The sequence below is a fragment of the Bradyrhizobium sp. LB14.3 genome, assembly GCF_040547985.1.
In the GTDB taxonomy this organism is placed as follows: Bacteria; Pseudomonadota; Alphaproteobacteria; order Rhizobiales; family Xanthobacteraceae; genus Bradyrhizobium.
The window spans coordinates 577513-596711 of sequence record NZ_JBEPQT010000001.1 but is presented as its reverse complement, the minus strand read 5'-3'; the positions used below and the strand labels follow the sequence as shown (position 1 = coordinate 596711).

Annotated in this window: 14 protein-coding genes; 3 read left to right on the top strand and 11 right to left on the bottom strand. The window is 64.7% G+C overall.

Annotation, left to right across the window (positions count from 1 at the left end; translation table 11 throughout):
- Position 1: 1 nt before the first annotated feature.
- The 7 genes from ABIB00_RS02760 to ABIB00_RS02730 all read right to left on the bottom strand — a co-directional run bounded on the left by ABIB00_RS02760 (position 2) and on the right by ABIB00_RS02730 (position 8403).
- The gene (locus ABIB00_RS02760; protein ID WP_354103295.1) at positions 2 to 997 is read right to left on the bottom strand and encodes an ABC transporter ATP-binding protein; all 996 of its coding nucleotides are present in this window, start codon (positions 995 to 997) and stop codon (positions 2 to 4) included.
- Positions 994 to 2001: an ABC transporter ATP-binding protein gene (locus ABIB00_RS02755; RefSeq protein ID WP_247351779.1), complete on the bottom strand. Its 1008-nt coding sequence runs from the start codon at positions 1999 to 2001 to the stop codon at positions 994 to 996. The genes ABIB00_RS02760 and ABIB00_RS02755 overlap by 4 nt, the downstream gene beginning before the upstream one ends.
- Positions 2001 to 2894, bottom strand: a complete 894-nt coding sequence (locus ABIB00_RS02750; protein ID WP_354048175.1) for an ABC transporter permease — start codon at positions 2892 to 2894, stop codon at positions 2001 to 2003. Before ABIB00_RS02750 ends, ABIB00_RS02755 begins: the two co-directional genes overlap by 1 nt.
- Before the next feature lie 9 nt (positions 2895 to 2903).
- Positions 2904 to 3851 (bottom strand): ABC transporter permease, encoded by a 948-nt coding sequence (locus ABIB00_RS02745; RefSeq protein ID WP_247351782.1) that lies wholly within the window; start codon positions 3849 to 3851, stop codon positions 2904 to 2906.
- A gap of 35 nt (positions 3852 to 3886) precedes the next feature.
- On the bottom strand, positions 3887 to 5485 hold the full coding sequence (locus tag ABIB00_RS02740) for an ABC transporter substrate-binding protein (protein WP_354103294.1): 1599 nt from the start codon (positions 5483 to 5485) through the stop codon (positions 3887 to 3889).
- Between the two features lie 194 nt (positions 5486 to 5679).
- Positions 5680 to 7230, bottom strand: a complete 1551-nt coding sequence (locus ABIB00_RS02735) for an AMP-binding protein (RefSeq protein ID WP_354103293.1) — start codon at positions 7228 to 7230, stop codon at positions 5680 to 5682.
- Positions 7231 to 7248: 18 nt separating this feature from the next.
- On the bottom strand, positions 7249 to 8403 hold the full coding sequence (locus tag ABIB00_RS02730; RefSeq protein ID WP_354103292.1) for an iron-containing alcohol dehydrogenase: 1155 nt from the start codon (positions 8401 to 8403) through the stop codon (positions 7249 to 7251).
- Positions 8404 to 8757: 354 nt separating this feature from the next.
- Here ABIB00_RS02730 and ABIB00_RS02725 point away from each other — a divergent pair, with 354 nt between their 5' ends.
- The 3 genes from ABIB00_RS02725 (at position 8758) to ABIB00_RS02715 (ending at position 14476) form a co-directional block, all read left to right on the top strand.
- Complete coding sequence (locus tag ABIB00_RS02725) at positions 8758 to 9969, top strand: efflux RND transporter periplasmic adaptor subunit (protein WP_354103291.1); 1212 nt, start codon at positions 8758 to 8760, stop codon at positions 9967 to 9969.
- Positions 9966 to 13130, top strand: a complete 3165-nt coding sequence (locus ABIB00_RS02720; protein ID WP_354103290.1) for an efflux RND transporter permease subunit — start codon at positions 9966 to 9968, stop codon at positions 13128 to 13130. The genes ABIB00_RS02725 and ABIB00_RS02720 overlap by 4 nt, the downstream gene beginning before the upstream one ends.
- A gap of 155 nt (positions 13131 to 13285) precedes the next feature.
- Entirely contained in the window at positions 13286 to 14476 is a 1191-nt protein-coding gene (locus ABIB00_RS02715; RefSeq protein ID WP_354103289.1) for an ABC transporter substrate-binding protein, read from the top strand.
- Between the two features lie 84 nt (positions 14477 to 14560).
- On the opposite strand, the gene ABIB00_RS02710 is transcribed toward ABIB00_RS02715, so the two are convergent.
- From ABIB00_RS02710 to ABIB00_RS02695, 4 genes are read right to left on the bottom strand one after another with little or no spacing between them, the layout of a single operon-like run.
- Positions 14561 to 14947, bottom strand: coding sequence for an MAPEG family protein (locus ABIB00_RS02710; protein ID WP_354103288.1), 387 nt, complete (start codon positions 14945 to 14947; stop codon positions 14561 to 14563).
- Positions 14948 to 14974: 27 nt separating this feature from the next.
- Positions 14975 to 16057, bottom strand: a complete 1083-nt coding sequence (locus ABIB00_RS02705; protein WP_354103287.1) for a lipocalin-like domain-containing protein — start codon at positions 16055 to 16057, stop codon at positions 14975 to 14977.
- Positions 16047 to 18509, bottom strand: a complete 2463-nt coding sequence (locus ABIB00_RS02700) for an ABC transporter permease (RefSeq protein ID WP_354103286.1) — start codon at positions 18507 to 18509, stop codon at positions 16047 to 16049. The genes ABIB00_RS02705 and ABIB00_RS02700 overlap by 11 nt, the downstream gene beginning before the upstream one ends.
- Positions 18506 to 19159, bottom strand: a complete 654-nt coding sequence (locus tag ABIB00_RS02695) for an ABC transporter ATP-binding protein (protein ID WP_247442166.1) — start codon at positions 19157 to 19159, stop codon at positions 18506 to 18508. The genes ABIB00_RS02700 and ABIB00_RS02695 overlap by 4 nt, the downstream gene beginning before the upstream one ends.
- Positions 19160 to 19199 lie beyond the last annotated feature (40 nt).

Genomic DNA, 19199 nt, shown 5'->3' with positions numbered 1-19199 from the left:
CCTACGGGATCGCGTTCGGCCGCCCCGTCCCTTCATTGAGCAAACACGCCACCTGGTGCCCGTCGCCCGCACCCACCAGCGCCGGCCGCTCCGTCTTGCACCGCTCCATCGCAAACCGGCAGCGGGTGTGAAAGGCGCATCCGGACGGCGGATTGACCGGGCTTGGCACATCGCCGTCGACCAGCGGCGCGAGCTTTTTGGCGAGTGGGTTGGCGATCGGCACGGAGGCGAGCAAGGCCTGCGTATAGGGATGGCGCGGGTTCCTGAACAGCTCGTCCTTGTCGGCAATCTCGACGATGCGGCCGAGATACATCACGGCGACGCGGTGACTGATATGGGCGACCACGGCGAGGTCATGCGCGATGAAGAGATAGGAGAAGCCGTGCTCGCGTTGCAGATCGATCAACAGGTTGATCACCTGCGCCTGGATCGAGACGTCGAGCGCGGAGACCGGCTCGTCGCAGACGATCAGCCGCGGCTCCAGCGCGAGCGCCCGCGCGATGCAGATGCGCTGGCGCTGGCCGCCGGAGAATTGGTGCGGAAAATTGCGCATCTGGTCGGGCCGCAAGCCAACCTGCTCGAACAGCTTTGCGGTACGCGCCTCCAGTGCCTTGCCGGTCGCGAGTCCGTGCACGAGCAGCGGCTCGCCGACGATGTCGCCTGCGGTCATGCGCGGATTGAGCGACGCGAACGGATCCTGGAACACGATCTGCATCGAACGACGGTGCGGCCGCAGCGCAGCCTTGGAGAGGCGAGTGATGTCCTCGCCGTCGAGGCGGATCTGGCCGGAGGTCGGCTCGACCAGCCGCAGCACACTGCGTGCCACCGTCGACTTGCCGCAGCCGGATTCGCCGACAAGGCCGAGCGTCTCACCGGTGCCAACCGAAAATGAGACGCCGTCGACCGCATGCACTGTGCCGATTTGTCGACGCAACACGCCGGCGCGCACCGGATAGTGTTTCTTGAGGTCAGTGACTTCGAGCAGCGCCTCGGTCATGCCACCTCCGCCACTTCGGCCGCGCGCCAGCAGGCCGCGAGATGGCCGCCGCCCCAATCGATGAGCGGCGGATATTCGGCCTCGCAGCGCTTGATCGCGAGCGTGCAGCGCGGCGCGAAGGCGCAACCCTTTGGCAGTCGCACCAGCGACGGAACCGTGCCGGGAATTTCGTTCAGCCGTGCCTGCGCGGCGACGCCCGGCGCCGGCACTGCCGGTATCGAGGCCATCAATCCGCGCGTGTAGGGATGCTTTGGCGCGGCGAACAGCGCCTCGACGCTGGCTTCCTCGACCTTCCGACCCGCATACATCACGATGACGCGCTGCGCGGTCTGCGCGACGACACCGAGATCATGCGTGATCAGCACGAGCCCGGTGCCGAGCTCCTTCTGAAGGTCCAGGATCAGCGCCAGAATCTGCGCCTGGATGGTGACGTCGAGCGCGGTGGTGGGCTCGTCCGCGATCAGCAGCGCCGGCCGGCACGCCAGCGCCATCGCGATCATGGCGCGCTGGCGCATGCCGCCTGAGAGTTGATGCGGATATTCCCGCGCGCGCCGAGCCGGCTCGGGGATGCGCACCAGGCGCAGCATCTCGATCGCGATGTCGCGGGCCTCTTTGCTCGACATGTTCCGGTGCAGCCGCACCGCCTCGACGATCTGGTCGCCGATCCGCATCACCGGATTGAGCGAGGTCATCGGCTCCTGGAAGATCATGGAGATGCGATTTCCGCGGATCGCGCGCATCTCAGCTTCGTCCAGCGCCAGAAGATCAGTGCCTTCGAGCGTGACGGAGCCGCCGACGATGCGGCCGGGCGGATCCGGCACCAGCCGCATCAGGGAGAGGGCCGTGACGCTCTTGCCGCAGCCGGATTCGCCGACGATCGCGAGCGTCTCGCCGCGCCTCACCGTGAAGGAAACGTCATCGACGGCCTTGAACAGGCCGGAGTTGGTGAAGAACACCGTCTTCAGGTTCTTCACATCGAGCACGAGATCGGATTTGTCCGCCATCAGCCGCGCTGCCGGGGATCGAGGATGTCGCGCAAGGCGTCACCGAACAGATTGGCGCCGAACACTGCGAGGCTGATCGCGATGCCCGGGAAGATCACCAGCCATGGCGCGGTGCGGACGTATTCGGCGGCGGATTCAGAGAGCATGCGGCCCCATGACGGATAAGGCTCGGGAATGCCGAGACCGAGGAAGGAGAGCGAGGCTTCAGTGAGGATGGTCGAGCCGAGCTGGGCGGTCGCGAGCACGATCAGCGGCGCCAGCGTGTTCGGCAGCACATGGCGCAGCGCGATCCGCACCTCGCTCATGCCGATCGACTTGGCGGCCTCGATGAACGGCAGCTCGCGCAGCGCCAGCGTGTTGGCACGGATGACGCGCGACACGGTGGGGATCAGTGGAATGGCGATCGCAATGATGACGTTCGGCAAGGAGGGACCCAGCGCGGCGGTCATGATCAGGGCCAGGACCAGCAGCGGTAACGCCTGGAGAACGTCGGAGACGCGCTGGAATACCAGATCGACCCAGCCGGAGAGATAGCCGGAGGTCAGCCCGACGATTACGCCGATGGTGCCGCCGAGCGCAGTCGAGCCGATCCCGACCGCCAGCGAGATTCGCGCGCCATGGATGATTCGGCTGAAGACGTCGCGGCCGAAGGAATCCGTCCCCATCCAGTGCGACAGGCTTGGGCGGCCCAGCGCCCGGGCGGCGTCGATCGTCAGGGGATCATAACGCGCGATGAAGTCGGCGAAGACCGCGGTGAACACGAACAGGGTCATGATGACGAGCCCAGCCGCGCCCAGCACGTGCCGCTGCGCCAGGAACAGCACGCGCCGCCAGCCGCCGGGCGCGTAGGCGCCAGCGCGCCTCAGTTCAACATCATAGTCGATCGCGGCCAAACTGATCTCCTAATCCGTGAATCGGATGCGCGGGTCGAACACCGCGTAGAGCATGTCGACAATGAAATTCGCGCTCACCACCACAATCGCAATCAGCATCACGAGGTTCTGCACGATCGGATAGTCGCGCCAGCGGATCGCCTCGACCAGGAAGCGGGCGACGCCGGGGATGTTGAACACGGTCTCCGTGACAATGAGACCGCCGATCAGAAACGCCGCCTCGATTCCGATCACGGTGATGACGGGCAGAATCGCGTTCTTGAGCGCATGCTGATAGTTCACGGCGGCATCCGATGCGCCCTTGGCGCGCGCGGTGCGAATATAGTCCTGCCGCAGCACCTCCAGCATCGAGGAGCGGGTGATGCGCATGGTCAGTGCCGCGCTGCGGAAGCCGACGGCGGCGGCGGGCACGGCATAGGTTGCGAAGGCTTCCAGCCATGTCGCCGGATTCGGGTTGAAGATCGGCATCTGGCCGAACATCGCCACCGACGCGGTGAGGATCAAGAGGCCGAGCCAGAACGAAGGCAGCGACAATCCGCTGAGGCTCACCACACGCAACGCGTAATCGAGCCTCGTTCCCTGCTTCACCGCGCTGATGACGCCCAAGGGAATGCCGATCGACGCCGAGAACAACAACGCCAGCCCGGCGAGCCGTGCGGTGATCGGAATCCGTGGCAGGATCTCCTGAAGCGCCGGCTTCTCGGAAACATAGGAGTAGCCAAAGTCGCCGCGCAGAAAACCGCTGATCCAGTGCCAATATTGCACCACCAGCGGCTGATCGATGCCGAGCTCCTTCTCCAGACTGGCCTTGTCGGCGGGATCGACATAGCCGGCCGCGGCAAACAGGATGTCGACGATGTTGCCGGGGACGATGCGCAGCAGGAAGAAGATGACGACCGAGATCCCGAACAGGGTCACGAGCATCAGGAACAGGCGCCGCACCAGATAGGCAAACATGCATCGCCTCCCGTCGAACCCGTCCGCTGCTAGCGCTACTTGTCCATCCAGACATCCTCGTACCGGTATCCATTATACGAGCTGTTCGACATCACCGTCACGCCCTTGACATAAGGCTGCCAGCAGCTGCCGGTCCGTGCATGGAAGATGATCGGGCGGGCGACGTCCTCCTGCAACTTCTTGTCGATATCCCACACCAGCTTCTTGCGCTTGTTGAGGTCGGTCTCCTGCGACTGCACGTCGAACAGCTTCTCGATCTCCTTGTTGCAGTAATTGGTGTAGTTGCGCTCTGAGCCGCAGGAATAGTTCTCGTAGAACGACTGGTCGGGATCGTCGACGGCATTGCCGGTCAAATTGAGCCCGAGCATGTAATCCTTGCGCGCGATCTTCGGGAACCAGTTTGCGGTCTCGACCACGTCGAGCTCGCCGTCGATATAGATGTTCTTGAGCTGGTCGATCAGGATCACCGCGGGATCGCGGTAGACCGGGATGTTGCGGGTCGAGACCTTGACGGCGAGGTGCTTGTCGGGGCCGTAGCCGGCCTTCTGCATCAGCTTCTTGGCTTCTTCGCGGTTGGCGGTGATGTCGGGGCCGTAGCCCGGAATGCTCTCGAGCATCTCCTTCGGCATGGCCCAGAGGCCGGCCGGCGCGGGCTCCATGGTGCCCCCGACGTCGCCCTGGCCCTCGAACATGATCGAGATGAACGCCTTGCGGTCCAGCGACAGCGCCATGGCGCGACGGATGTCGATGTTGTCGAACGGCGGCGCGGACGAATTGACGATGATGTTGGTCGCAACGTTGTTGGGCTCGACCACGCAGACCGCGTTCGGCGCCTGCGATTTGACGTCCTTCAACAGCGGAATGCTGACCTCGGTCGGGAAGGTCATGTCGAACTTGCCCGCGACGAAGGCGAGGATGGCGGTCGAGCGATTCGGGATGATGGTGAACTCGATGCCGTCGAGATAGGGCCGGCCCTTGCGCCAATAGTCCGGATTGCGGGTCAGCTTGATCGATTCATTGGCCTTGAACTCGACGAACTTGAACGGCCCCGTGCCGATCGGATGGGTGCGCATGTCGCCGGGCGAGACGTGGCAGGGATAGACCGGCGTGTAGCCCGAGGCGAGCAGGGCCAGCAGCGAAGGCTGCGGCCGCTTCAGGTTGAAGGAGACTTCGAGATCGCCGTTGGTGGAGACGTCGTTGACTTGTTCATACCAACTCTTGCGCGGATTCTGCCGGAACTTCTGCTGTGACTTGCCCATCAGCATGTCGAAGGTGCATTTGACGTCAGCCGAGGTGAACGGCTTGCCGTCGTGCCACTTCACGCCCGCGCGCAGCTTGAAGGTCAATGTCTTGTTGTCGTTGACCCAGGCCCAGCTCTCGGCGAGCTCGGGCACGATGGTGTCCATGCTGTTCTGCGCCACGTCTTGCTTGTAGATGACGAGGTTGTTGAACACCGGCATGAAGGGAACATTGAGCGAGTAGGTCGCGCCTTCGTGGATCGAGGCATTGCCGGGACTGTCGCGGTGGTACATCCGCAAAATCCCGCCCTGTTTGGGCTCGCCGGCCAATGCAATCGTCGAAAACGCCAGCAAAGATAGCGCCGCCATTGCGGCGAGCGCTCGTACGCTCCGCATCCTCGTCCTCCCTGGACCTCGGCCTTTCGCGGCCTGTTTGAACGGACGATAGCGACGCGCGCGGAGGGAGGCAACCGGCAAGGCCGCCCACGCTCTCGACAATTCGGATGACGGAAGGCCGCAGGCGATTTCCTCTCACAATGTGAGAGAAGTTCCTCCGGCGTCGTTGGCGAACGCCGGGACGACATCGGGGTTCACACGATCCTCGACGCCTTGTTCCCCCAATACCGGTCCCTTAGCAGCCGCTTGTACAGCTTCCCTGTCGGCAGCCGCGGCAATTCCTTCTCGAAATCGACCGAGCGCGGCACCTTTTGCCGCGACAGCGACGCCCCGCAGAAGGCGATCAGCTCTTCGGCGAGTGCCGGGTCCGGCACGACGCCGGGCATCGGCTGCACCACCGCCTTGACCTCCTCGCCCAGATCGGGATTGGGCACGCCGAACACCGCGGCGTCCGCGACCTTCGGATGGGTGATCAGCAGATTCTCGCATTCCTGCGGATAGATGTTCACGCCGCCGGAGATGATCATGAAGGTGGCGCGGTCCGTTAGATAAAGGAATCGGTCCTCGTCGACATAGCCGACGTCACCCACCGTGCTCATACTGCCATCGGCCGAGCGCGCCTCCTTGGTCTTCTCGGGGTCGTTGAAATACTCGAATGGCGTGGCCGTCCTGAACCAGACCTGTCCCGGGGTGCCGGTGGGGCACGGCTTCATGTTCTCGTCGAGGATGTGGAGGTCGCCAAGCAGCACCTTGCCGACGGTGCCGCGATGGGCGAGCCATTCCGCGCTGTCGCAGGCGGTGAAGCCGAGGCCTTCGGTCGCGCCGTAATATTCGTGGATGATCGGTCCCCACCATTTGATGATCTCGTCCTTGACCAAGGCCGGGCAGGGCGCGGCGGCGTGGATCGCGATCTCGAGCGAGGAGAGGTCGTAGCGCTTTCGCACCCCCTCCGGCAGCTTCAGCATGCGCGAGAACATCGTCGGCACCAGCTGGGTGTGGGTGATGCCCCATTGCTCGATGAGCTGGAGGTAGCGCTCGGGATCGAACGTCTCCATGATGATCACGGTCCCGCCCATGCGGATCGTGAGGTTCACGGCGGCCTGCGGCGCCGAATGATAGAGCGGCGCCGGCGAGAGGTAGACCATGCCCTCGCGGTATTGCCAGAGCTTTGTCAGGAAATCGAACAGCGGCAGATTGTGCTTCGGCGGCTCGTCCGGCAGTGGCCGAATAATGCCCTTCGGCCGCCCCGTTGTGCCCGATGAATACAGCATGGCGGTACCGAGCCATTCATCGTGGAGCGGCGCCGTCGGCTGATCGGCGGTCACCTCCGCGAGGCCGACGATGCGCTCACTCTCGCCCGGGCCGTCGGCAACGACGCACAGCTTGATCTCGGGGCAGGCGTTGATCGCCTCGCGGGCGATATCGAGCTTCGCAACCGACGTGATCAGGATTTTCGACTGGCTGTTGACGAGGAGATAAGCGAGCTCGCCCGGCGTCAGGAACGAGTTGATGCAGGTGTAGTACAGCCCGGATCGCTCGCCCGCGCCGCAGGCTTCGAGGTAGCGGGAATTGTTCTCCATGAAAATCGCGTAGTGGTCGAGCCGCTTCAAGCCGTGCTTGCGAAACAAATGCGCCAGCCGGTTGCTGCGCGCTTCGAGCTCGCGATAGGTGACGGCCTCGCCGGTCGCCGCCATGATGAAGGCGGGCTGGAGCGGGCGCAGGCGGGCATGGTAACCTGGGTACATCAGTCCTCCGGCTTTAGATCATGCGGCAAGAAGCAGGATTTCGCGCAACTGCGCAGGGCCGTCGATCTTGCGCGGGTTGCGCGGGATCCAGTTCGTGCGCATTGCAGCCTCCGCGATGGCGTCGAAATGCTCCGGCGAGACGTGAACCTCAGCGAGGCTGCGCGGCATGCCGAGCGAGCGGATGAAGGCATCGAGCACATCGGCTGCCTTGCGGCCGGGAAAGCCCATCGCGGCTGCGACGATCATCTGGCGCTCGGCATTGTCGCGCGCATTCCAGCGCATCACCGCCGGCAGCATGACGCAGGAGGTGTAGCCATGCGGCACGTCGAAGGTCGCGCCCAGCACGTAGCCGATGCCGTGGCTTGCCCCCATCGGCACGCCGGCGGCGAGCGCGCCCATCGACAGCCAGGTACCGATCTGCGCATCCATCCGCGCGTCGAGGTCGGACGGGTCAGCCTTCACCCGCGGCAGCGCGTCGGCGAGCATCGCGAGGCCTTTCACCGACTGTGCGTCGGCATAAGGGTGCGTCTCGCGCGAGCAGATCGCCTCGACACAATGATCGATGGCGCGGATGCCGGTCGAAAGAAACAGCCATTCCGGCGTGTGCACGGTGATGGCGGGATCGAGGATGGTCGCGCGCGGCACCGCGAGCGGATGCCGTAGCATCTGCTTCACATGCGTGGTGCGGTCGGTGACGCCCGCGATGGAGCTGAACTCGCCGCCTGCGATCGTGGTCGGTACGCTGATCTGGCGCACAGTCGGCGCGGTCATCTCGGGCGCGACGCCCTTGTGCACGCGGATACGCTCGATGCCGTCGATATCGTCGATGCCGTTGGCGAGGCAAAGCTGTACCGCCTTGGCGCCGTCGGTGACCGAGCCGCCGCCCACCGTGACGATCAGGTCTGTGCCCGCTTCCCGCGCCGCATTGGTGGCGGCGATCACCGCCTCGCGCGGGGTGTGCGCGGGCATGGCATCGAAGACGCCCGCGCAGCGTGTGCCCAGGGCCTGTTTGATCTTGGCGATTTCGTCGGTCTGCCGGTTGAGCGTGCCCGACACCATCAGGAAGGCGCGACGCGTCCCCAGCCGGTCCATCTGCGCGACCACAGCGTCGGCGGCGGGGTGGCCGAACACAACCTCCTCGATCGCGCCGTAAACGACACGTCCCTGGTGCACGCCTGTCCTCCCCGGACAATTCGTCTTGTTTTCTGGGGGTAATCTAGCCGAGCCGGCTCCGGCCGTCATGTGCGAAGACGCTGGCCCCGCTCCCACCTCCAGCGGAGGGTGACACCTTCGACGCACCGCCTCCTGCCATTGATGAGCCCGGCGAATAGCTCCATTCGCATCCCGCCCGCTAATCATCGCGTGCGAAGCCCGCTATGTCCGTGTCAACCCGCCATCCGGCCAGGGCATTCTTCCGAGCATTGCGCGTGCGATGGTCTTGAACAGTTCATCATTGCGACCCATCTTGTGGCGCCCGCGGGTAGAGGCGTACCCTGCCTTTTCCGCGGCTTTAGGCGAGGACCTGGAATGAGTGGACCGGACGGAAGCGAGCAGTTTGTCAAAACGCACGATCTCGTTTCGCCTCGACCTCGCGCGATCGCCGGGCTTCTCGTTGCGGTACTCGCTCTCGCCGGTTGCGGCCAGCCGACGTCGCAGGCGGGTGCACCGCCGCCCGCGCCGGTGACCGTCGCCCAGCCGGTCAAGCGCACCGTCACCGATTGGGACGAATTCACCGGCCGCTTCGAGGCGACGGAGGAGGTGCAGGTGCGCCCCCGCGTCGGCGGCTTCGTCAACTCCGTCGAGTTCCAGGACGGCGCCATCGTGCATCAGGGCGATCTGCTCTACGTCATCGACCCGCGTCCGTTCGAGGCGGTGGCCGAGCAGGCGGACGGCCAGCTGTCCGACGCACGCGCCAAGGTGGAGCTTGCCAAGCGCGAGCTCGACCGTGGCTTGAGCCTGGTTCAGACCAGCGCGGTTTCCGAGCAGGTCGTCGACCAGCGCCGCCAGGCCTTGCAGGGGGCACACGCCGCGGTATCGCAGGCCGAAGGCGCACTCAAGGCCGCGCGACTCAACATCGAGTTCACGCATGTGACTGCGCCGCTCACCGGCCGCGTCGGCCGCCATCTCGTCAGCCCCGGCAATCTCGTGCAGGGCAGCGACAACGGCTCGTCGACGCTGCTGACCTCGATCGTGACGCTCGACCCGATCTACGTCTATTTCGACATGGATGAGGCGACCTTCATCAAATACAGCAAGCTGTGGTTCGAGGGTCGCCGCCCCAGCTCGCGCGATACTGCGAACCCCGTGCAGGTGACGCTCGCCGGCGAGACCAAACCGTCGCATGAGGGCTCGATCAACTTCCTCGACAACCGCCTCGATGTCTCGACCGGCACGTTGCGCAGCCGCGCCGTGGTCAAGAACACCGATCTCTCGATCCTGCCCGGCCAGTTCGGCCGCGTCCGGCTGATCGGCAGCGCGCCCTATGAGGCGTTGTTGATTCCGGACGTCGCGGTCGCGACCGACCAGTCCCGCAAGATCGTATTCGTGGTGAAGTCTGATGACACCGTCGAGGCACGTCCTGTGACGCTTGGGCCGCTCGATGAAGGCCTGCGTGTGATCCGTGAAGGCCTGAAGCCCGACGATCGCGTCATCGTCAACGGCATCCAGCGCGCCCGTGTCGGCGCCAAGGTCGCGCCGCAGACTGCGCCGGCCGGTGGCAAGCCGGGTGACAAATCATGAATCTCGGCCGTCTCTCCATCAACCAGCCCATCCTCGCGATGGTACTGTCGATCGTGCTGCTGATCGTCGGCGCGCTGGCCTATACCACGCTGCCGGTCTCCGAATATCCGCAAGTGGTGCCGCCGACCGTCGTCGTCACCACGCAATATCCCGGCGCCTCCGCGCAGACCGTGTCCGACACGGTCGCAGCTCCCATCGAGCAGGAGATCAACGGCGTCGAGGACATGCTGTATCTCTACAGCCAGGCGACCTCGAACGGCCAGCTCACCATCACCGTCACCTTCAAGCTCGGTACCGATCTCGACAAGGCCCAGGTGCTGGTGCAGAACCGCGTCGCGATCGCGCAGCCTCGCCTGCCGGAGGAAGTGCAGCGCAACGGCGTCACTACGCGCAAGAACTCGCCCGACATCCTGATGGTCGTGTTCATGCTGTCGCCCGACGATACCTTCGACCAGCTCTACATCTCCAATTACGCGCTGCTCCAGGTCCGTGACCAGCTGCTGCGCATCGACGGCGTCGGCGACATCCAGATTTTTGGTGCGCGTGACTATTCGATGCGGCTTTGGCTCGACCCGGATCGAATCGCCAATCTCGGCCTGACCTCAGCCGAAGTGCTCGCCGCGATCCGCGCGCAGAACGTGCAGATCGCGGGCGGCCAGATCGCCGAACCGCCGATTTCCGACCGCGCCTTCCAGCCGAACCTCACCTTCACCGGGCGCCTGAAAGACCAGAAGCAGTTCGAGGACATCCTGATCAAGGCCGGCTCCGACGGCCGTACGGTGCGCCTGCGCGACGTCGCGCGTATCGAGCTCGGTGCGCTGGCGTACTCCACCAACAGCTTCCTGTTGCGCAAATCGGCGGTCGCCATGCTGGTGACGCAGCGGCCCGGATCGAACGCCCTCGCGACCGCGAAAAAGATCTCGGACACGATGACGAAGCTGAAGGAGACCTTTCCGAAAGGCCTCGACTACAATATCGGCTACAACCCGACCGAGTTCATCGCGCAGTCCGTCCATGAGCTGATCAAGACCATCTACGAGGCCATGCTGCTTGTGGTGATCGTGGTGCTGGTGTTCCTTCAGGGATGGCGACCCGCGATCATTCCGATCATCGCGATTCCGGTCTCGCTGGTCGGCACCTTCGCGGTGATGGCGGCGCTCGGCTTCTCCATCAACAATCTCACGCTGTTCGGTCTCGTTCTCGCCGTCGGCATTGTGGTCGACGACGCCATCGTGGTGGTCGAGAATGTCGAGCGACATCTCGAGCACGGCATAAGCCGGCGCGACGCCGCGCTGAAGACCATGGAGGAGGTCGGCGGCGCACTGGTGTCGATCGCGCTGGTGCTGTGCGCGGTATTCGTCCCGACCGCGTTCCTGGGCGGTATTTCCGGACAATTCTTTCAGCAATTCGCCGTCACCATTGCGGTTGCGACCGCAATCTCCTGCTTCTGCTCCTTGACGCTGTCGCCGGCGCTGGCCTCGCTTCTGCTCGTTCCGCACGAGGAGAAGCGGCCGCCGGCGCGCTGGAACCTTCTCGCACGTGGCTGGAACGCTTTCACGGGCGTCTTCAATCGCGTGTTCGACCGTCTCGCGCATGGCTATGCCGGCCTCGCCAATTTCGTGATCCGGCACTCGGTGGTGATGATCCTGATCTATGTCGTACTGATCGGCAGCGCCGGCTGGCTGATCGCGACCACGTCACAGGGCTTCATTCCGGCGCAGGATCGCGGCTACGTCATTATCTCCGTGCAATTGCCGGGCGCGGCCTCGCTGGCGCGCACCACCGAGGTCGTGCGCGAGATCGAGCGGATCTCGCTGGATACGCCCGGCATCGTCCGCGTCGCCGCCTTCGCCGGCTTCTCCGGCGCCACGCGCACGCAGGCCGGCAACGCGGCGGCGCTCTTCCCGGTGTTCGACGAGCCCGAGGCGCGGATGAAGAAGGGATTGTCTGCGAACGCCATCACGATCGAGCTGCGCAAGCGCCTGGCCACGATTCAGGGGGCCTTCATCATCGTGATTCCGCCGCCGGCCGTACCCGGCATCGGCACCGGCGGCGGCTTCACCATCCGCATCCAGGACCGCCAGGGCCGCGGGCCTGAGCTGCTCGCCGCGGCCACCGACGAGCTCGTCGCCGCGGCGCGCAAATCGCCCTTGCTGCTCGCTCCGACGGTGTTCTCGCCGTTCTCAGCCAACACGCCGCAGCTCTTCGTCGACATTGACCGCACCAAGGCGCAGAAGCTCGGCGTTCCCATTGCCAACATCAATGACACGATCCAGACCTATTTCGGATCGACCTATGTCAACGACTTCAACCTGTTCGGCCGCACCTATCACGTCACTGCGCAGGCTGATTTCCCGTTCCGCAAGGAGCCCAGCGACCTCGCGCGGCTGCGCACGCGCAACGCCTCCGGCGACATGGTGATGCTCGGCAGCGTGGTCGACTTCAAGGATGTTTCCGGCCCTGACCGCGTCGCTCGCTACAATCTCTATGCAGCTTCCGAGCTCCAAGGCGAGCCAGCGCCGGGCGTGAGCTCGACCACCGCGCTCAACACCGTCAAGAAGCTCGCGGACGATACCTTGCCGAGCGGCTTCACCTTCGAATGGACCGACCTCTCCTACCAGCAAATCACCGGCGGCAATGCGGGCCTGCTGGTGTTCCCGATCTGCGTGCTGTTCGTCTATCTCGTGCTCGCCGCCCAATATGGCAGCTGGACCTTGCCGTTCGCGGTGATCCTGATCGTGCCGATGTGCCTGCTGGCCGCCACCATCGGCGTGCGCATCATGGGGCAGGACGTCAACATCCTCACCCAGATCGGCTTTGTCGTGCTGGTGGGGTTGGCGGCAAAGAACGCGATCCTGATCGTCGAGTTCGCCCGCGACATCGAGAAGGAGGGCAAGCCGCGGCTGGAAGCCGTGATCGATGCCTGTCGATTGCGCCTGCGGCCGATCCTGATGACGTCCTTTGCCTTCATCCTCGGCGTGCTGCCGCTGGTGATATCGTCCGGCTCGGGCTCGGAGATGCGGCAGGCCGTCGGCGTCGCCGTGTTCTTCGGCATGATCGGCGTCACCTTGTTCGGCCTGTTGTTCACGCCGATCTTCTACGTGGTGGTGAGGAATCTGGCGGAGGGGAAGAACGAGAAGAAGTCCGAGGTCGTGGCGTGATGTTCCCACAGCGTCGTCCCTGCGAAAGCCTGGATGACGGCGCATTATGGTGCCGCCCTTCATACTAACGACCAACATGCAATGGATGGGCAGGCGCGGGGTTCTTCACTAATATCTGCGCGATTTCAAAACAGAACACTGCTGGGAGCTAACGAATGAAATCAGCACTTTTGGCCGCCGTCGCAACCTCTGCCCTGCTGCTGGCGGCGCCAGCCTTCGCGCAAGGCGTCAAGATCGGCATTCTCAACGACCAGTCCGGCGTCTATGCCGACTACGGCGGGAAATACTCGGTCGAAGCTGCCAAGATGGCGATCGAAGATTTTGGTGGCGAAGTGCTCGGCCAGAAGGTCGAGATGATCACCGCTGATCACCAGAACAAGCCTGATCTCGCCACCTCCATCGCGCGGCGCTGGTACGACACCGACAACGTCGACATGATCACGGAACTGACGACGTCGTCGGTGGCGCTGGCCGTGCAGGAATTGTCGAAGGAAAAGAAGAAGATCGACATCGTGGTCGGTGCGGCTTCCTCGAGCATCACCGGCGCTGCATGCTCGCCCTACGGCTTCCACTGGGCCTTCGACACCCATGCGCTTGCGGTTGGCACCGGCGGCGCGCTGACCAAGGCCGGCGGCGACACCTGGTTCTTCCTCACTGCCGACTATGCGTTCGGCTACGCGCTCGAGAAGGACACCAGCGAGATCGTCATCCATAATGGCGGCAAGGTGGTCGGCTCAGTGCGCGTGCCGCTCAACTCTTCGGACTTCTCCTCCTTCCTGCTTCAGGCGCAGAGCTCGAAGGCGAAGATCGTCGGTCTCGCCAATGCCGGCCAGGATACGACCAACTCGATCAAGCAGGCGGCCGAGTTCGGCATCGTGCAGGGTGGCCAGAAGCTAGCCGGTCTCCTGATGACTCTCGCCGAGGTGAACGGTCTAGGCCTGCAGGCGGCACAAGGCTTGGTCCTGACCGAAGGCTTCTATTGGGATCAGAATGACACCACGCGCGCCTTCTCCGAACGCTTTTTCAAGCGCACCGCCCGGATGCCGAGCATGATCCACGCGGGCACCTATTCCGCGACACTGAGCTATCTCAAGGCGGTCAAGGCGGCCGGCACAAAGGATACTGAAGCGGTTTCCAAGAAGCTGAAGGAGCTGCCGGTCGACGACGCCTTCGCCAAGGGCAAGGTGCTGGAGAACGGCCGCATGGTCCACGACATGTATCTGTTCGAGGTCAAGAAGCCCTCGGAGTCGAAGAAGCCATGGGACTATTACAAGCAGCTCGCGGTTGTTCCGGGCGATCAGGCGTTCTTCACCGCCAAGGAAAGCGGCTGCCCGCTGACGAAGTAGGCTTCTTGTGTTCCGGACGCGGTGCAGCGCCTCTCGGCGGTGCACCGCAGAGCCGGGGCCCATGCTACTTCACGCTGTCGCCCCCTACACCAGCCGCAGCACCAACGCTCCCAGCGCCCCCGCCCACAGCGCAATGGCGGCGATGCCCTGGATCATGAAGCCCGGGCCGCGTTTTGCGGCGGCCTTCGAATAGCCGATGAAATAGACGATACGACCGGCGATCCAGACCGCGCCGATTCCCGCTGCGATCGCGTCGCCGATATAGATCGCGAACAGCCAAAGAGCCGGCAGGAAGATCGGCATCCATTCCAGTGTGTTCATCTGGATTCGGAACGCGCGCTCGAAATCCGGATGGCCCGACATTGCCGGCACCTTGACGCTGGTTTTGGTGCGCGAGCGTGACACGTTCATGGCTGTGAAGAAGTAGAACAGGATCGCCAGCAGCGTGACGAGACCGGTGAGGTGATACATCGCTAATCCCTTTGAAGAGGTTCCGGTTCAATACCCGGTCAGCTCGAGATAGCCAACGCCGTCATGCGTGCCGGCAAAGCTGATCGGCCCTTCCCAATAGGAGAAGCCGGTCCCCATCCAGGCTTTTGGATTGAGCGGCTTGCAGAGGATCGAGAACGATCGCGAGGGGATCGCGATCTGCCATTCCACCGGCAGCTTGCGTCCCGCGACCTCGGCGGTCGCCTTCGGACTCATCTGGATGTCGTTGCCCGCGATCATTTGCGAGTCGCCGGCGGCGCTGATCCAGTTGCCGAACGGATAATCCTTGCCGTTCTTTTGGCGCAGCCGGTACAGCATCAGCTTGTCGCCCGACGCGAGATGCAGCGACAGCCAGTCCCAGCCGGTCTGGTCGGTGTCGAGCGGCTGGCTGCTCCATTCGCGGTCCATCCAGGCCTGGCCGGAAACATCGAGCGTCTTTTCGTCGATGGTGAGCGTGCCGCGGGCGCGATAGAACGGCTGGCTGTAATAGTAGGAGGCCTGCCCGCGCTCCGACTTGCGGCTATAGCCGCCATCGCCCTGCAATATCAAGGGACGATCGGCCTCTAACGTCAGCGCGTAACTGAAATCGGCACCCGAGGCCTTCAGCGTCAGCGGCGCCAGGGTTCGGTCGCCGATGCGCTCGGATCCGTTCATCGCCCAATCGTCGATCCAGGCCGCAAACGGCTTTGCCGTGACGCCGGCTTGGCCCACACCGCCGCGCGAAAACAGTTCGCTGAAGCGGTGGGTGTCGGCGCGCGTCACCGCGGCATGCGCCATCCAGATTTGCTGATTGGCCCAGCCCTCGCCTTGCGGTCCCGGCTGCGCTGCCTGGCGGAACAGCGTCCATTGCAGGCCGCAAGCCGCGCCGCCGGCATCGACGAGATTCGCCGTGAGATACCACCACTCGATACGAAACTCCGGGTGCGGCCCGTGATCGTTCGGAAAGGCGAACGTTTTCCCGGGCGTTACCTTCGCAAAGCCGTCGGCCGTCTCGCCGAGCCCGGCATAACCTTGCGCGCTGGCGCGGCGAACAGCCGCGAGCGCGGCGATGCCGCCGGCGAAAGTGCGCCGCGAAATCCTGTCAGCGTTCATTGGCAAACACCTTGACGAGGTTCGCCGGCTGCATCCGTGCCAGTCGGATCATCGGCAGCAGGGCGGCAAGCAACGCGGCGAGCAGCGCGACCGCGACCAGCTCGACCAATTGCAGCGGAAACACGTGGAACGGCAGCCGCCAGCCGAACGCTTTTACGTTGACGATCGCGATCAGGCACCACGCCACCAACAGTCCGAGCGGCACAGCCAAGAGCGACGTGAACAGCGCGGTCGACAACGTCTTGGTCAATTCGATCGCGGCGAGGCGAGGCCGCGTGATGCCGATCGCCCAGAGCGGCGCGAGTTGCGGCAGGCGCGAGTTCGCCAGCGTGAGCAAGCTGGTCAGAAGCGCGATCCCGGCGACGCCGAGCGTGAACGCATTCAAGGCGGAAGTGACCGCAAAGGTGCGGTTGAAGATGCGGATCGATTCCGCTTTCACCGTCGCCTGGTCGGCGACGCTGCGGTCGTCGAGCGCAAATTGCTTCTGCAGCGCTGCGATCAGGCCGGGGATATTCTCCCTGGCGACAATGAGGCCGATCCGCGTCTGCGGCGTCTGCGGAAATTGCCGGATCAGCGCCGCGACATTCACCGCCAGCTGGCCCTTGGGGTTGCCGTAGTCGGCATAGATGCCGACGATGTCGAGCTCCCAGGTCCCGCCCGGCGCCGGCACCTCCAAGACATCGCCGACGCGGACGTTGAGGCGGCGGCTCAGCTGCTCGCTGATGAAGGCGGCATTGCCGGGCACGAGCTGGGTCCAGGCGCGCGGCGCGGCCTCCAACAACGGCCAGCGCTCGCGATAGAGCGCGTGGTCGGGCAGGCCGAACAGCTCCACCGGCTGGCCCTGCACTTGCGTCTCGGCACGCCCGCCCGACAGGATCGCCTGGACATCGCGGCGCTCCTTCAGCCAGTTGCGGATCGCGACGGCTTTCGCATTGTCGGAGGCGCTGATGTAGACGTCGGCTGCGAGCCGCCCGTTGAGCCATCCGACGAAAGTGCGGCTGAACGTTTCCACCATGGTGGAGACGCCGACATTGACGGCGAGCGCGAGCAGCAGCGCCATCAGCGCCAGCGACAACCCGGAGAGCTGCTGCCGGCTGTCCGCCCAGAACCACAGCGCGAGCGGTTTTCGCGCGCAACGCTGACCGACGAGCAGGATGAGTTCGAGGAAGGCCGGCAGGATCAGCGCCGCGCCGAGCATCAGTGCTGCTAGCACGCCAAAGCCCGCGATCAGCGATTGTCCGTACTGGAGCAGCAGCAGCGCGACCGCGAACGCGGCGCACGCAGCCCCGCTCTGCAGGATCAGCCAGCGGCGCTGCCTCTGTTGCCAGGCGCGCGGCTGCGCGGTCGCCAGCACCGGCATCCTGACCGCCTTGATCAGGCTGGTCGCGGCCGCGACCAGCGCGCCGGCAATGCTGATGCCGATACCCGCGAGCCACCATTCGGAGCGTAGCGTGAGCTGTCCCGGGATCTGCGCGCCATAGAGCCCGCGCAGCGACGCCGCGACGTCGGGCAACAGCGCGGCGGCAATGAAATAGCCGCACACCAGCCCGATCAGGCCGGCGACCAGCGCCAGTGCCACCAGCTCGACCACCAGCACGGTGTTGACCAGTCGCGCCGAGGCACCGCAGGCCCGCAGCGTGCGCAGCATCGGCAGCCGCTGTTCGAAGGCGAGACCGACGGCCGAATTGACGATGAAGAGACCGACGAAGAACGACAGCAGGCCGAACGCGGTGAGGTTGAGATGAAAGCTGTCGGTGAGGCGCTCCAGCTCGGTCTCCGCATTCGGCTCGACCCGCTGCAACTGGTCGCCGACGACGCTCGCCAATGGCGCGGGCTTGCCCTTCGGCTTGCCGATCAGAAGTCGCGAGATCTGGTCCGGCTTGTTCAGCAGCCGCTGCGCCACGCCGATATCGACCACCAGCACGTCGGGCACGAGCTGCGGCAGCACGCGCAGCGGCGGCAGTTTTGCGCCGTTGCTGATCGGTGGTGCCGCGCCTTCCTGCTCCTGCACATCGCTCAGCGTCTCCCGCGCCACCAGCGTCTGGCCCGGCGGCGCGATGAAGCTGCCGAGATCCGAAGCACCGAGGCGCGGCGCGTTGCCGACATCCGCCGGCAGCGTCACTGGCTCGATCCCGAGCAATCGCACCGAGCGTCCGTTGACCTGGACCCGTCCCTCCAGCATCGGCGAAACCGGCCAGCCGGCGCGGCGGAGCTTGACGAACAGCTCCTGCGAAAAGGTCGCGGCATCAGGTGCGACCAGCATCGCGGTGCGCGCGCCGCCGAAGGTCGCCGCGGCGCGGTCATAGGCGTTGCGTGCCTGCTGGTTGATCGCCTGCACGCCGCTCCACAGCGCGGTTGCCGAAATCAGCCCGATCAGGAGCGTCGCGAACTGCATCTTGTGGCGCCGCCAATGGCTGAGCAGCACGGCGAGGATCCAGAGCGCGCGCCTCATGCGATCCGGCCTGCATGCAGGATGACCTGGCGATCGAGTGTCGCAGCCAGATGCAGGCTGTGCGTCACCATCAGGAAGCCACAGCCGGTGCGCGTGACGAGATCGCGCGTCAGGGCCAGCACATCCTCGGCGGTGGCCTCGTCGAGATTGCCGGTCGGCTCGTCCGCCAGCAGCAGCGAGGGCTTTGTCGCCAGCGCCCGGCCGATCGCGACCCGTTGCTGCTGTCCGCCTGATAATTGTTCTGGATAACGCTTGAGCAGGCTGTCGAGCCCGAGCCGCTCGATCAGCTCCCTGGACCAGGCTGCATCATGCCGGCCGGCGATCCGCGCCTGGAAGGCGAGATTGTCCGCGACCGAGAGCGACGGGATCAGATTGAATTGCTGAAACACCAGGCCGATCCGATCGCGCCGCAGGCCTGCACGCCCCGCATCAGACAGCTTGGTGACCTCGGTGCCTTCCAGCCGGATCGTGCCGCCATCGGCGGCATCGAGCCCCGCGATCAGGTGCAGCAGCGTGCTCTTGCCGCTGCCGGATTCGCCGGTCAGCGCGACCCGTTCGCCGGCCTTGAGGTCGAGATCGACGCCGCGCAGCACATGGACCGGCTCGCCGGCCGAAGAGAACGTCTTGGAGAGGTTTCGAATGCTCAGCACGATGAATGGCGCCGGACGGAATTAGCGGAATTGCTGCGTA